This window comes from Streptomyces sodiiphilus (assembly GCF_039529215.1).
In the GTDB taxonomy this organism is placed as follows: domain Bacteria; phylum Actinomycetota; class Actinomycetes; order Streptomycetales; family Streptomycetaceae; genus Streptomyces; species Streptomyces sodiiphilus.
The window spans coordinates 89,467-103,842 of record NZ_BAAAMJ010000016.1 but is presented as its reverse complement, the minus strand read 5'-3'; the positions used below and the strand labels follow the sequence as shown (position 1 = coordinate 103,842).

Sequence of the window (14,376 nt, the reverse complement as noted above, 5' to 3'; positions counted from 1 at the left end):
GGGAGCCCGGAGGAGGTCAGAGATACCGCCAACTGGTTTGGTACCGCAGTCTGTTGGGGACCGGATCACCGGTCGCAGACCGCACCTCCAGCACCGGCAGCAGCACCGCGCCGCCCCCCCACGCGAGGAGTCCCCGATGTCCCGTTCCCTGGTCACCTGGTCCGGCAGCGAGGTGACGCTGCACTTCGCCATCGGCGGGAACCTGCCCGTCAGCCTCCTCTCCCTGCGGCCCGCCGGCTCCCCGTACACCCCGCCCGCGGAGCTGGACGGCGCCCCGCTGGTGGAGGTCCAGGCGCTGGGACACGGCCGCTCTCCCGGCAGTCACCGGTACGCCGGCACCGTCACCGGATCGCGCCTGCGCTACGCCCGGCACACCACGGCCCGGAAGGAGGCCGAGGCCGCCGACGAACTCCGAGTGGAGCAGAGCGACCCGGTGACCGGCCTGATGGTCACCAGCGTCTTCCAGGCCAGTGACGGGGTGCCGGCCGTGCGCACCTGGACCGAGGTCCGCGCCGAGCCCGATGATCCGGGCGAGCCGGCCCGGACCCTGCGGCTCCAGGCCGTCACCTCACTGGTCACCGGGGCGTTCCTCGACGACGCGGGCTGCCGGCCGGAGGAACTGGACCTGCTGCACGGGGACAGCGACTGGGCGGCCGAGTCCCGCTGGCACCGCATCCCGCTGCGCGGGGCCGGGCCGGCGGACCGCGACCCGGCTCTCCACCCTCACGCGCCGCGCGGCCGGTTCGCCCTGACCTCCCGCAGCTCCTGGTCCACCGGCGAGCATCTGCCCACCGGGGCGCTGCTGGCCCGCGACGGTTCCTGGGCGCTCTCCTGGCAGATCGAGCACAACGGTGCCTGGCACTGGGAGGTGGGGGAGCGGAAACGGGGCGCCTATCTGGCGCTGCTGGGACCGACCGACGCCGAACACCAGTGGAGCCGTACCGTCACCGCTCAGCGGGGTTTCAGCACGGTGCCGGTGTCGCTGGCGGTCGCCGCGGGCGGCCTCGACGAGGCACTCGGTGCGCTGACCCGGCAGCGGCGGGCGCTGCACCGGGGACGGCCGGGCGCCGGTCTTCCGGTCGTCTTCCACGACTGGGGGAGCACCCGGGGGGAAGACCCCACCGCCGCCCGGCTGAGGCCGCTGGTGGACGCCGCGGCACGGGCGGGGGCCGACTGCTTCTGCCTCGACGCGGGCTGGTGCGACGAGGACGGCCGCTGGTGGGACATCGTGGAGGAGTGGCAGCCCTCCCGCAGCCGCTTCCCCGCCGGGCTGGAGGAGGTGGTGGACCGCATACGCGGCCACGGCATGGTTCCGGGGATCCGGCTCGAACCGGAGGCGGTCGGCGTCCGCTCGCCGGTCGCGCGGCGGCTGCCCGACGAGGCGTTCTTCCTGCGCGACGGGCAGCGCGTCGTGGAGCACGGCCGGTATCACCTGGACCTGCGGCACCCCCGGGCCCGGGGGCATCTGAACGAGGTGATCGACCGGCTCGTCACCGACCTGGACATCGGCTGCTTCACGTTCGACTACGGCATCATGCCCGGCCCGGGGACAGACCGGGACGGAGCGGCACCCGGGGACGGGCTGCTGGCCCACAACCGGGCCCATCTGGCCTGGCTGGACACACTCCTGAGCCGCTATCCGGACCTGCTCGTCGAGAACCGCGCCTCCGGGGCGATGCGGATGGACTACGCCATGCTCTCCCGGCTGCACCTCCAGTCCGTCTCGAATCAGCGGAACCCGCTGTTCTGTCCGCCGATCGTGGCCGCGGCCCCGGCCTCCGTGCTGCCCGAGCAGGCGGGCAACCGGGCGTCCCCGCGGCCCGGAACGGACACCGAGGAGACCACCTTCACCCTGGCCGGCGGCATCCTGGGGCGGTTGTGCCTGTCCGGCCCGCTGGACGGCATGACCCCAGGTCAGACGGAGCTGATCCGTGAGGCCGTCACGGTCCACAAGCAGCTGCGGTCCTGGATCGCCCGGTCGCTGCCGCTGTGGCCGCTGGGCCTGGCGGGACCGTCCACGCCCTGGGTCGTGCAAGGACTGCGCTCCCCGGAGGCGAGGGGTGACTGCGCCCTGACCGTGTGGCGGCGGCCGGGAGCCCCCGCCGAGCTGGAGGTGCCGGTGGCGCACCTGCGGGGCGCGGCGGCCGAGCCGCAGATCCTCTTCCCGGCCAAGGCCGGGCCATGGGACCTGCGATGGGACGCCGGGGGCGGTGTCCTGCGGATCGCCGTTCCCGCCGACGGCCCGGTTGCCGCCGCCCGGGTGATTCGCCTGAGCCCGTCCTGAGCCGTGCCGTGCCCGGGCCGGTCAGGCCCGTCCCGGGCGCCCGGCGGTCACTGACGAGTCGCCCGCAGCAGGGCCAGGCGCTCCGGGAAGAGCACCGGGGCCTGCAGCCCGGGGCCGCCCAGGACCCGGCCGGGAAGCCGGACGCCCCGCGGGCTCCACCAGGGGAGTTCCGCGCCCCACCGGTGGGCGTTGCCGTCGGGGACGTCCCCCGGAGGCTGGGGCCGTACGTGGTAGACGGCATCCGGGGCCAGGCCGGGCAGCGTGACCGGACCCGGCGGGTACAGCTCGGAACTGGCCGTGGCGACCAGCGCGTACAGAGCCTCGGACCGGTCGGCCGCGACCACACCGTGCAGCCGGTAGGCGGGGTCGGGGTGGTCGGTGTGGACCGAGGTGCCGGTGTGCAGCAGCCCGCGCAGTTCCTTGTAGAGGCGGACCCAGGCGGCGAGCCGTTCCCGCTCGCCCTCGCCGGCCGCGGTGAGGTCCCATTCGATGCCGAAGTGGCCGAACAGCGCCGTCCCGGCCCGGAAGTCCAGCGGATGACGGCGGTCGGTGGTGTGCGCCAGACCCGAACCCACGTGGGTGCCCATGAGTTCCAGGGGGACGAGCAGATTGGTCCAGCGCTGGATCCCGCCGCGCTCCAGGGCGTCGATGCAGTCCGAGACCCACACCCGGTCGGTGCGTTCCAGGATCTCCAGGTCGACGCGGGCGCCGCCGGAGGAGCAGGACTCGATCTCCACCGACGGGTGGCGGCTCCGCAGCTCGTCGATCAGCCGGTAGGCGGCCAGCGTCTGGTCGTGCACACCGGCCCGGCCCGCGGGCTGGTGGCCGGCCTCGACGAGGTCCCGGTTGTGGTCCCACTTGAGGAAGGAGACCGGGTACTCGGTCAACAGGGCGTCCAGGCGCCCCAGCACATGGGCGAACGCGGCGGGCCGGGAGAGGTCGAGGACCTGCTGGGAGCGGGCGGCACCGGGCAGCCGGTTCCCGGTGGCCATGATCCAGTCCGGGTGGGCACGGGCCAGGCCGGAGTCCTCGCTGATCATCTCCGGCTCGACCCAGAGTCCGAACTCCATGCCCAGGCCGGTGACATGGTCGGTCAGCGGACGCAGCCCGCCGGGCCAGACCTCGTCGGAGACGTACCAGTCGCCCAGGGCGCGGCGGTCGTCGCGTCGGGCGCCGAACCACCCGTCGTCGAGGACGAAGCGTTCGGCGCCCACCGCCGCCGCGGCGTCGGCCAGCGCGCACAGCCGGTCCAGGTCGTGGTCGAAGTAGACGGCCTCCCAGGTGTTGACCACGACGGGCCGGGGACCGATGGGGTGGTGCGGACGGGAGCGCAGGTGCCGGTGGAAACGGGCGGAGAGCCCGTCGAGCCCTTCACCGTGTGCGCCGTACTGCCAGGGCGAGGTGTACGAACCCTCCGGCGGCAGGATCACCTCCCCGGACAGCAGCAGTTCCCCGGAGCCCAGCAGGGAGACGGAGTGGAAGGTCCGCTCGGCGAACGTGCGGTGGTTCCCGGACCAGGCGGTGTGCACGGCCCAGATCTCGCCGGAGCGGTTGCCGAAGCCGGCGGTGCCCGCGGCCAGCAGGTAGGCGGCGTCGTAGCCGGTGCGGCCGGTGCGGTTCTCCCGCACCCGCAGCCCTTGGGTGAAGGCGGTGCGCTGCGGACTGCGCTCGCGCAGGTGATGCCCGGTGAAGTCGAGCAGTTCGGTGGCGGCGGGCGGGACGGGGAGGGTCAGCTGGAGGGCGTCCAGCGCGAAGGGGGTGTCCCCGAGGTTGGTGAGCGTCGCGCGCTGACGGACCAGCCCGGCCGGCGTGAGCTCGACGGTCAGGCCGAGGCCGAGGGCGGCGGTCTCGTCCCGGGCCCGGACGGTCAGCCCGCCGCCCTCCCGCGAGTCGCCGGCGGCGGGGAGGGGAAGGACCTCGTGGACCAGGAAGGCCGTGGAGAAGTCGGCCCCGCCGCGGTTGCCGGTGAGGCCGGGGGTCCCCAGCCAGCCCGCCGACTGCTCCGGCAGCACCGAGATCTCGACCGGTTCGTCCACCGAGAAGCCGATCGGCTGCGGGCGCCGGGCCAGCTCCAGGTCCCGCAGGGCGGCCGGGTCCAGGGGGCCGAGATCGCCGCCCCAGTGCACGACGCGCGGCAGGGTGCCCCCGGACAGCGCCAGCACCAGGCTGACCCCTGCCGCCCGCAGGTGCGTCAGCCCGTCGCAGCCGGCGCCGGGTGTGCCGCCCGCCGGGGGAGGGTGTGGTGCCACGGTGCCCCGCCTTCCTGTTCCGCCTGTCCGAGTGGTCCGGTCTTCATTGACTTACTTTGTTCACTGGCGTAAGAATCCCGGATGATACCCGGTGGGCGGCTGACTGAGGAGAGTGCCGACGATGATGCGCCAGACCCTGCACGACGGTTGGCATCTGACGGCGGTGGCCGGCCCGGTCCCCGGGAACATCGCCGGTGCCCGCGTCCCGGCCTCCGTGCCCGGCAGCGCTCACCTCGACCTGCTGGCCGCCGGCCTGATCCCCGATCCCTACCTTGACCGCAACGAGGAGAAACTGGCCTGGGCCCACCGCACGGACTGGCGGTACCGGCGGACCCTCCGGGCCGGCCCGCCCGCCCCCGGCGAACGGGTCGACCTGGTCTTCGAGGGGCTGGACACCGTGGCGGAGGTGGAGCTCGGCGGACACCTGCTGGGCAGCACCGCCAACATGCACCGCGGGTACCGCTTCGACGCCGGCGGCCTGCTCACCGGAGGTGACCAGGAGCTGGTGGTCACCTTCCGGTCCGCCCTGGAGTACGCCGAGAGGATCCGGAAGGAACTCGGGGAGCGCCCGCGCGCCTACCCCCACCCGTTCAACATGGTCCGCAAGATGGCCTGCAGCTTCGGCTGGGACTGGGGCCCCGACCTGCAGACGGCCGGCATCTGGAAGCCCGTCCGCCTCGAACGATGGCGCACCGCCCGCATCGCCCGGCTGCGCCCGCTGGTGACGGTGACCCCCGACGGCACCGGACGTGCCGAGATCCACCTGGACATCGAACGCTGCGAGGGTGCCGAGGACACCGGACTGGTGGTGACCGCGGACGTGGACGGCCACGCCGCACGCTGCCCGGTACCGCCCGGTGCGGACACCGCCACCGTCACCGTGGAGGTTCCCGGTGCCCGGCTGTGGTGGCCGGCCGGCTACGGCGGCCAGCCGCTGTACGGGCTGCGGGTCACCCTGGGCCTGCCCGGCACGGACGAGCCGCTGGAGACAGCCCGCCGCCGCATCGGCTTCCGCACCATCACCGTGGACACCGTGCCGGACGACATCGGCACCCCGTTCACCGTGGTCGTCAACGGCGAGCCGGTGTTCGCCAAGGGAGCCAACTGGATCCCGGACGACCACTTCCTCACCCGGGTCACCCGGGAGCGCCTGGAGCGCCGGGTGGGCCAGGCCGTGGACGCGCACATGAACATGCTGCGGGTCTGGGGCGGCGGGATCTACGAGACCGAGGACTTCTACGACGTGTGTGACGAGCGGGGCATGCTCGTCTGGCAGGACTTCCCCTTCGCCTGTGCCGCCTACCCGGAGGAGGAACCGCTGCGCGGCGAGGTCGAGGCCGAGGCCAGGGAGAACGTCGCCCGCCTGACCTCGCACCCCTCGCTCGCCCTGTGGTGCGGGGGCAACGAGAACCTGTGGGGCTTCCGTGACTGGGGGTGGCGCGAGGAACTGGCCGGCCGCACCTGGGGCCTGGGCTACTGCACCGGCGTGCTGCCCTCGGTCGTCGCCGAACTCGATCCCACCCGCTTCTACGCCGAGGGCAGCCCCTTCAGTCCCGGTGCCGGGATCGACGAGGTGCACCCCAACGACCAGGACCACGGCTGCCGCCACGAGTGGGAGGTGTGGAACCGGTTGGACTACACCGAGTACCGCGCTCATGTACCGAGGTTCTGCTCGGAGTTCGGCTTCCAGGGGCCACCGGCCTGGTCGACGCTGATCCGCTCCGTGCACGACGAGCCGCTGACCCCGCACGCCCCGGGCTTCCTGCTGCACCAGAAGGCGGAGGACGGCAACGGCAAGCTGGAGCGCGGCCTGGCCCCCCATCTTCCGGTGCCCGCGGACTTCGCCGACTGGCACTGGGCCACCCAGCTCAACCAGGCCCGGGCCGTCGCCTTCGGCATCGAGCACTTCCGGTCCTGGTGGCCCCGGACCGCCGGCGCGCTGGTCTGGCAGCTCAACGACTGCTGGCCGGTCACCTCCTGGGCGGCCGTCGACGGCGACGAGCGGCGCAAGCCCCTGTGGTACGCGCTGCGCCACGCCTACGCCCCGCGTCTGCTGACCTTCCAGCCCCGCGACGGAGCACTCGCACTGGTGGCCGTGAACGACACCGCCCTCCCCTGGGAGGGCGAGGTGCGCCTGGAGCGGCAGACCTTCGCGGGCACCGGGCGGGCGGCGGCTAGGATCCCTCTGGACGTGCCCGCCCGGTCGGCCGTCGTGCTCGACCCGGGCGGGGAAGTGGTGGCGGCCGGCCGGCCGGAGGAGGAGGTCCTGGTGGCGACGGCGGACGACATCCGGGCCGTCCACCTCTTCGGCGAGGACGCCGATCTCGCCTACGCCCCCGACTCGCTGCGTGCCGAGGCGGTGGCCGTCGAGGGCGGCTACCGGGTGGACGTGCGGGCGGTGTCCTTCACCCGGGACGTCGCCCTCCTCGCCGACCGGCTCGCCCCCGACGCGGAGGTGGACGAGATGCTGGTGCCGATGCTGGCCGGGGAGGCACGCTCGTTCACCGTGCGCACCGCCGCCCGGCTCACCGCCGCGGAGCTGACCGGGCCCGCGGTGCTCCGCTCGGCGGGCAGCCTGTGCGCCGCCCGGACGGCACGGTCCTGAGGTGGCGCGGGACTCAGGGACCCCGGAGGCGGCGGCCGTCGGCCTGGTGCTGGCCCGGCCCGCGCGGCTGCTGGGCATCGAGCCGTTCTTCATGGAGTTCATCGCCGGGATCGAGGAGCGGCTGGCCGAACGCGAGCTGTCGGTGCTGCTCCACGTGGTGCCCACGCACGACGCGGAGATCGCCGCCTACCGCCGGTGGGCCGCGCGGGGTCTGGTCGACGCGGTCGTGGTGGTCAACCTCGCCGCCGGTGACACCAGACCCGGGGTGCTGCGCGAGCTGGGCATGCCCGCGGTGGTCGTCGGCAACCGGGAGGGCGAGCCGGGCATGCCGTCGGTCCGCACCGACGACACCGGCCCCGTGCACGAGGCGCTGGCCCATCTCCTGGCGCTCGGACACCGCCGGATCGCCCGGGTCAGCGGCCCGGCGGAGCTGCTGCACACCCGGGCCCGCGGTGCGGCCATGGCAGGCCGGCTGCGCGATGAGGGCCTGGAGGCGGTGACCGTGGAGGGGGACTACTCCGAGGAGTCCGGAGCCCGGCTCACCGAGCAGTTGCTGCGGCGCCCGGAGCCGCCCACCGCGATCCTCTACGACAACGACGTGATGGCAGTGGCGGGCCTCGGAGCCGCGAAGGGCCTGGGCGTGGACGTCCCCGGGCAGCTCTCGCTGGTCGCCTGGGACGACTCGACGATGTGCCGGCTGGCCACACCCGCGCTCACCACCATGAGTGTGGACGTGCACCGGTTCGGGATGTCCGTCGCCGAATCGGTGCTGGAGCTGATCGACGGCCGTCCCGTCGCCGACCGGGCATCGCCCACCGCCCACTGCGTGCCGCGCGGCTCCACCGCTGTCCGCGCCTGCCCGGCCACCGTCTGAACGCGGTGGGGGTGGGCCCGGCCGGGCCCACCCCCATTCGATCCCGCTGCTCAGACCACGCCCTGGGCGATCATGGCGTCGGCCACCGTCTCGAAACCGGCGATGTTCGCGCCCGCCACGTAGTTCCCCGGCCGCCCGTAGCGCTCGGCCGTCCCGTGGCAGGTGTCGTGGATGTGCTTCATGATCTCGGCCAGCCGGTCCTCGGTGTGCTCGAAGGTCCACGAGTCACGGGAGGCGTTCTGCTGCATCTCCAGCGCGCTGGTGGCCACCCCGCCGGCATTGGCCGCCTTGCCCGGGGCGAACGCCACCCCCGCTTCCTGCAGCACCCGCACCCCGTCGGGGTCGGTCGGCATGTTCGCGCCCTCGGCGACCACCTTGACGCCGTTGCGCACCAGCGCCGCCGCGTCCCGGCCGGACAGCTCGTTCTGCGTGGCACACGGCAGCGCCACGTCGCAGGGCACCTCCCAGATGCCGGAGCCGCTCACGAACCGGGCGCCGCGCAGTTCGGCGTACTCGGCGACCCGGCCCCGCCGCTTCTCCTTGATCTCCTTCAGCAGCTCCAGGTCGAGACCCTTCTCCTCCACCACGAAGCCGTCGGAGTCGGAGCAGGCCACGACCGTGGCGCCCAGCTGCTGGGCCTTCTCCGCCGCGTACAGGGCGACGTTGCCGGAGCCGGAGACCACCACGCGACGGCCGTCGAGCTGCTCCCCGCGGGCGCGCAGCACCTCGGAGGTGAACAGCACCAGGCCGTAGCCGGTGGCCTCGGTACGGACATGGGCGCCGCCCCAGCCGATGCCCTTGCCGGTCAGGACACCCGACTCGTACCGGTTCGTGATCCGCTTGTACTGGCCGAACAGATAGCCGATCTCACGGGTGCTGACTCCGGTGTCGCCGGCCGGCACGTCGGTGTACTCGCCCAGGTGCCGGTAGAGCTCGGTCATGAACGACTGGCAGAACCGCATGACCTCCGCGTCCGACTTCCCCCGGGGGTCGAAGTCGCTGCCGCCCTTGCCGCCGCCGATCGGCATGCCGGTGAGGGCGTTTTTGAAGATCTGCTCGAAGCCGAGGAACTTCACGATCCCGAGATTGACCGAGGGGTGAAACCGCAGGCCGCCCTTGTAGGGCCCCAGCGCACTGTTGAACTCGACCCGGAAGCCGCGGTTGACATGGCTGTGACCGGCGTCGTCGGTCCACGGGACCCGGAAGATCAGCTGCCGCTCCGGCTCGCAGAGCCGCTCGATGAGCGAGGCCTCGGTGAGGGCAGGCCGGGCCAGGAGCACCGGCGTCAGCGACTCCAGCACCTCCCGGACGGCCTGGTGGAACTCCTGCTCACCCGGGTTGCGCCGGAGGATCTGACCGTATATGCGCTCGAGAAGGCGGTCGTGGTCGGCGTTGAGATCGTGCTCTGCGGGCATCCGGTGAGGCTCCTGGTGCGAATGGCGGTCCCCGTACCGCGGTGGGTGGCGCGGTGCTCGCGGGAGGGTGCGGGCGCGGGGAAGTCTAGTCTGCCGCCCCGCACCCTCAGCGGTCCGGCACGCCTCAGCGCCGGGAGCGCCGGTTCGCCCAGGCGTGCAGGGCATCCAGACGGCCGGCCTCGTCGAGGTTCATCGCCGCCTCGATCAGGGCCAGATGAGTGAACGCCTGCGGGTAGTTGCCCAGGAATGTCCCGTCGCCGGTCATCTCCTCTGAGAAGAGGTCGAAGGGCCCCGACCGGGCGCACAGGGACGCGAAGCGTTCCCTGGCCTCCTCGGGACGCCCGGCCAGTACCAGGGCCGACACCATGTCGAAGGAACACATCAGGAACGCCCCCTCGCCGTGACCGATGCCGTCTCCGGTGGCCTCGGGGTCGTAGCGGTGGATGAGGTCGGGTCCCCCGCCCAGCTCCTGCGCGATCGCGTCGATCGTGGACGTCACTCTCGGGTCGTCCCCGTCGAGCAGCCCCAGCAGCGGCAGCTGCAGCAGAGCCGCGTCGACGTTGCGTGCCCCGTAGGACTGCACGAACGCGCCCTTCTCCTCGTCGTAGCCCTGTTCCAGCAGTTCCTGGCGCACGGCCTCGCGCTCCCGGCGCCAGTGGTCCAGCGGGGCATCCGCGTCCTCGGCCAGTTCGGCCAGCTTGATGCCGCGGTCCAGGCAGACCCAGGCGTACAGCTTGGAGTACGTCCAGTGACGGGGTTCCCCGCGGACCTCCCACACGCCGTGGTCCTTCTCCCGCCGGCGCCGGGCGCAGGTGTCCACCAGCCGGCGCACCTCGGCGATCTCCTCCGGGGTGAGACCACCGGTGACCTCCTGGAAGACGTAGGCCGCGTCCAGGACGTGTCCGTAGCTGTCGATCTGGTGCTGCCCGTACGCCTCGTTGCCGACCCGCACGGGCCGGGATGCGGCATACCCCTGGAGGTGGTCCAGTTCGCTCTCCTCGATGCCGGTACCGCCGTCCAGGTCGAGCATCGGCTCCAGGCGGTGCTCGCGGTCCGCGCAGCCGTCCAGCATGAAACGGAGGTACCGGCCGGCCTCGTCCTCGTGGCCGAGCCGCAGCAGCACCAGCACCACCAGGGCCGCGTCCCGGTGCCACACGTAGCGGTAGTCCCAGTTGCGTTCCCCGCCGGTCCATTCGGGCAGCGAGGTGGTGGGCGCGGCCAGCAGCCCTCCGGTCTCGTCCGAGAGCAGCCCGCGCAGCACCAGCACGCTGCGCCGCACGTGCTCGGCGCCCACTCCGTCGTACGAGGCCCGGTCCGACCAGGTCTGCCAGGCGTCCACGGCGTCGGCCCGCAGCCGTTCCGCGGTGGCGCGGTCGACCCGGCGTGCCTGGTCCCCGCGGTATCCCAGAGCCAGTACCGCGGCGTCGCCCGCGCCCAGCCCGGTCACGGACTCGACGGCCCCCTTGGCGTCGATCCGCGGTCCGGGCTCGCCGCCCAGCCACAGCGGGGCGTTCTCGCACAGCAGCACTTCCCCGGTGTGCGACCAGCGCGCCGCCGTGCGTCCGTAGTCCGGCCGCGCGGTCACCCGGGACCGCACCGTGGCGTGTCCCGACTCGCAGTAGACCAGGCGCACCAGCATTCCCTCGGCGACGATGCCCCGCCCGGCCGCGGAGCCGGGGGCCTTCACCGCCAGGAAGTCGTGGGCCGCGACGGTGCCGTGCGGGGCCCGCCAGCGACTCTCGAGTACCAGGCTGTCCCGCAGGTAGCGGCGCTCCGGCGGACCGGCGCCGTCCACGGTGAGCTCCCAGGCGCCGCCGACGGAGCGGTCCAGCAGCCGGCCGAACACGCTGGGCCCGTCGAAGCGGGGTGCGCACAGCCATTCCACCGAGCCGTCCGGGCCGGCCAGGGCAGCGGTGTGGCAGTCCGACAGGAAGGCGTACTCGCCGATCGGAGGGAAGTCCCCGGTGCTCATGAGGTCACCTCCGGCAGCACGTGCTCCCCGAAGGCCTCGACGAATTCCACCTGGCCGGGGCCGACCTGGTGCAGCATCACCCGGTCGAAGCCCTCCGCGGCCCCGGCCAGCCAGTCCGCGTGCTCGGCGAGGTCCGCCGACACATGTACGTAGGGCTCCACGTCCCCGGGCGAGACGAACCGCGCGGCCTGCTCGAAGTGGTCCGGCCGCGCGATCTCCCAGCCCACATCGCTGCCCAGCGCCGCCTCCTTCCACTGGTCGTGAGCGGCGGCCAGTGCCGCCTCACGGCTGCGGTCCCAGGACAGATGGACCTGGAGCAGCGAGGGGCCCCGGCCGCCCGCGTTCCGGTAGGCGGCCAGCGTGTCGCGCTGGGCGTGACCGGGCTGGTTGATGGTGATCAGGCCGTCGGCCCACCCGGCGATCTCACCGGCGGTCCGCGGGGTCACGGCTGCCCCGATCAGGGCGGGCGGCTGGTCGGGACGGGTCCACAGCCGGCCGTGCTCCACCCGGACCGGTTCCTGGCGGGTCACGGTCTCCCCGGCGAACAGCGCCCGCATGATCTCCACGGAGGCGGTGAGCCGCCGCATGCGCTCCGGCTTGGGGGGCCAGTGCGCTCCGGTGACCCGCTCGTTGAGCGCCTGGCCGGTCCCCAGCGCCACCCAGCAGCGTCCCGGGTACATCTGGGCCAGGGTCCCGGCTGCCTGGGCCAGGACCGCCGGGTGGTAGCGGACGCCGGGGGAGGTGACGACACCCATCGGCAGTGAGGTCGCCTCCAGCGCGGCGCCCAGCCAGGTCCAGGCGTGACCGGAGTGCCCCTGCCGGGAACTCCACGGCGCGAAGTGGTCGGAGCACATCCCCGAGGTGAAACCGGACGACTCGGCCGCGCGGAGGGCATCCAGCAGGGCACGGGGGGTGAACTGTTCGTGCGAGGCGTGAAATCCGTACGTGGTCATCGGCCGGCTCCTTGACGCAGCAGTGCTCGGGCGGGGGCGCCGTCCCCGTCGGGGAGCTACCAGATCGGTCATGACCTCCGGGTTCTCCGGCCGGTGATCCGCCAAACCCGGGCCCGCCGGCTCACAGCGAGCGGAGCGCCGGAAGCAGCTCGTCCTCGGCCCAGGAGAGGAACCGGTCCTGGTGGGCGCCGCCGATCTGGATGAGGCCGATCTCGGAGAAGCCGGCGTCCAGGAAGGGCCTGATCTTCCGCACGTGCTCCTCGACGTCGGGCCCGCAGGGCAGCTGCCGTGCCACGTCCTCCTCGGTGACGTAGGAGGTGGCGGCCTCGAAGGCCTGGGGGCCCGGCAGGTCGGCGTTGACCTTCCAGCCCAGGCCGAACCAGCGGAACTGCTCGTGGGCCCGGCGTACCGCCGCGTCGCGGTCCGGGTCGTAGCACACGGCGATCTGGCCGATCCGGGGCTTGCCGGTGCCTCCCGCGGCGTCGAACATCCCACCCAGTTCCGGCTTCGGCTCGACGGCGATCATGATGTCGGCCTTGCGGCCGGCCAGCCGGCAGGACTCCGGGCCGGAGACCGCCATGCCGATGGGCACCCTGGCGTCGGGGAGGTCCCACAGCCTGGCGGACTCCACGTCGTAGTACTCGCCGCGGTAGCTCACGGTCCCCCCGTCGAACAGCCGGGAGATGATGTCCAGTGCCTCGCCGAGCATGCCATGGCGGACCCCGACGGCCGGCCAGGCACTGCCGGCCACTCCCTCGTTGAGGTTCTCCCCGGCCCCGATCCCCAGCCGGAACCGTCCCTGCGAGAGGATCTGCACGGTGGCGGCCTTCTGTGCGACGACCGCGGGGTGGTAGCGGATCGTCGGACAGGTCACGAAGGTCATGAGAGGAATCCGCTCGGTGGCCTGAGCCGCGGCGCCCAGCACCGACCAGGCGTACCCGGAGTGCCCCTGCTCGGTGAGCCAGGGCTGGTAGTGGTCGCTGATGAGAGCGAAGTCGAAGCCCGCCTCCTCGGCCGCGCGCACATCCCGGACCAGCTGGTCGGGGGGCGCCTGCTCGCACAGCATGGTGTATCCGAACGCGGTCATGAAGATCGTTCCTCGCTTTCCACCGTGGAACTCCCGGAAAGCAAGCGTATGACCGTATTTTTCCTCTGTCATGCGGCCACGCGGGCCGCGCCGGCGTCGTCGCCGCGGCCCGCGTGGATGTCCGAAGAGGCGTCCGGGGTCAGCCGAACCGGCGCTCGACCGCCGCCCGCTCCTGGGCGTTGGGGTAGCGGTTGGTGCAGGAGACCCCGGCGCTGGAGCCGGACATGAGGCTGGAGCACGGCCCGGGCTTCACGTCGGGGAGCCCGAGCAGGTGCCCGAACTCGTGGGCCGCGATCCGGATGGTGTCGTAGCCCTCGTTGACGGCCTGGCGGCCCATGTACCAGTAGCCGTTGCCCAGCCGGGAGGTGTAGGCGCGCGGCCAGCCGTTGTCCGCGTAGACGCGGATGTTCGCCTGCTGGCCGGACTGGACGGGGCGCAGTTCCACGTTGGACACGCTGGCGTTCCATACCTGGGCCCCGGCGTGCACGGCGGAGGTGAACTCGGCCGCTCCGCTGGCGTCGTAGGTGAGGACGACGGCTGCCGTCGAGGGGGCCTCCGGGGCCGGGGCGGCGGTTGCCGCCGGGGCTCCCGCGAGGGCGAGCGTCACCAGCAGCAGCGCGCCGAGTACGGCGCGTCCGAGTTTGCCGAGGAACATGGTCGGTCTCCTTGTGGGGGTGGCGTGAAGTAGTCATGGACATGACATAACTGCGGGGCGGGGGTGGTGCCCGGAGGCTGTCATCTCCCGCCGCCACTCTGCCCCGGCGGCACTCCTCTCAACCCTTCGCCGTACGGCAACCGGAGGACATACCGTCAGAATGTCCGGGTACGCAGGCAGCCGCCCCTTACGAGGTGCCGACATGGACGCCGCGCACGGAAGGTCCCCCTGTGACGACCCTGGCCATGCTCACCGTGGTGGTGGGCTCCACGTGCCGCTCTT

The 14,376-nt window shown here is 72.9% G+C and carries 9 protein-coding genes; 3 read left to right on the top strand and 6 right to left on the bottom strand.

Annotated features, from left to right (window positions below):
• Positions 1–136: 136 nt before the first annotated feature.
• Positions 137–2,284, top strand: a complete 2,148-nt coding sequence (locus ABD299_RS10115) for an alpha-galactosidase (protein WP_344260641.1) — start codon at positions 137–139, stop codon at positions 2,282–2,284.
• Between the two features lie 47 nt (positions 2,285–2,331).
• Here the strand turns inward: ABD299_RS10115 and ABD299_RS10110 are convergent, their stop codons facing one another.
• Positions 2,332–4,533, bottom strand: coding sequence for an alpha-galactosidase (locus ABD299_RS10110; RefSeq protein WP_344260639.1), 2,202 nt, complete (start codon positions 4,531–4,533; stop codon positions 2,332–2,334).
• Positions 4,534–4,654: 121 nt separating this feature from the next.
• On the opposite strand from ABD299_RS10110, the gene ABD299_RS10105 reads away from it, so the two are divergent.
• Both ABD299_RS10105 and ABD299_RS10100 read left to right on the top strand, forming a co-directional pair.
• Positions 4,655–7,138 (top strand): glycoside hydrolase family 2 protein, encoded by a 2,484-nt coding sequence (locus tag ABD299_RS10105; protein WP_344260637.1) that lies wholly within the window; start codon positions 4,655–4,657, stop codon positions 7,136–7,138.
• 1 nt (position 7,139) lies between these two features.
• Positions 7,140–8,012: a LacI family DNA-binding transcriptional regulator gene (locus ABD299_RS10100; protein ID WP_344260636.1), complete on the top strand. Its 873-nt coding sequence runs from the start codon at positions 7,140–7,142 to the stop codon at positions 8,010–8,012.
• 50 nt (positions 8,013–8,062) lie between these two features.
• Here ABD299_RS10100 and gdhA read toward each other — a convergent pair whose 3' ends face one another.
• The 5 genes from gdhA to ABD299_RS10075 all read right to left on the bottom strand — a co-directional run bounded on the left by gdhA (position 8,063) and on the right by ABD299_RS10075 (position 14,094).
• On the bottom strand, positions 8,063–9,427 hold the full coding sequence (gene gdhA / locus ABD299_RS10095; RefSeq protein WP_344260634.1) for an NADP-specific glutamate dehydrogenase: 1,365 nt from the start codon (positions 9,425–9,427) through the stop codon (positions 8,063–8,065).
• A 124-nt stretch (positions 9,428–9,551) separates the two neighbouring features.
• Positions 9,552–11,399, bottom strand: a complete 1,848-nt coding sequence (locus tag ABD299_RS10090; RefSeq protein ID WP_344260632.1) for a glycoside hydrolase family 15 protein — start codon at positions 11,397–11,399, stop codon at positions 9,552–9,554.
• Positions 11,396–12,352, bottom strand: a complete 957-nt coding sequence (locus ABD299_RS10085; protein ID WP_344260630.1) for a TIGR03885 family FMN-dependent LLM class oxidoreductase — start codon at positions 12,350–12,352, stop codon at positions 11,396–11,398. Before ABD299_RS10085 ends, ABD299_RS10090 begins: the two co-directional genes overlap by 4 nt.
• A 121-nt stretch (positions 12,353–12,473) precedes the next feature.
• Positions 12,474–13,439, bottom strand: a complete 966-nt coding sequence (locus ABD299_RS10080; RefSeq protein WP_344260628.1) for a TIGR03557 family F420-dependent LLM class oxidoreductase — start codon at positions 13,437–13,439, stop codon at positions 12,474–12,476.
• 139 nt (positions 13,440–13,578) lie between these two features.
• A complete protein-coding gene (locus ABD299_RS10075) occupies positions 13,579–14,094 on the bottom strand; it encodes a snapalysin family zinc-dependent metalloprotease (RefSeq protein WP_344260626.1) in 516 nt (171 codons plus the stop codon).
• Between the last annotated feature and the right edge of the window lie 282 nt (positions 14,095–14,376).

Excerpts from the sequence above, each read along its gene's own strand:
- ABD299_RS10080 (WP_344260628.1), bottom strand. The coding sequence starts at position 13,439 with ATGACCGCGTTCGGATACACCATGCTGTGCGAGCAGGCGCCCCCCGAC.
- ABD299_RS10075 (WP_344260626.1), bottom strand. The coding sequence starts at position 14,094 with ATGTTCCTCGGCAAACTCGGACGCGCCGTACTCGGCGCGCTGCTGCTG.
- ABD299_RS10090 (WP_344260632.1), bottom strand. The coding sequence starts at position 11,399 with ATGAGCACCGGGGACTTCCCTCCGATCGGCGAGTACGCCTTCCTGTCG.
- ABD299_RS10085 (WP_344260630.1), bottom strand. The coding sequence starts at position 12,352 with ATGACCACGTACGGATTTCACGCCTCGCACGAACAGTTCACCCCCCGT.
- ABD299_RS10115 (WP_344260641.1), top strand. The coding sequence starts at position 137 with ATGTCCCGTTCCCTGGTCACCTGGTCCGGCAGCGAGGTGACGCTGCAC.
- gdhA (WP_344260634.1), bottom strand. The coding sequence starts at position 9,427 with ATGCCCGCAGAGCACGATCTCAACGCCGACCACGACCGCCTTCTCGAG.
- ABD299_RS10105 (WP_344260637.1), top strand. The coding sequence starts at position 4,655 with ATGATGCGCCAGACCCTGCACGACGGTTGGCATCTGACGGCGGTGGCC.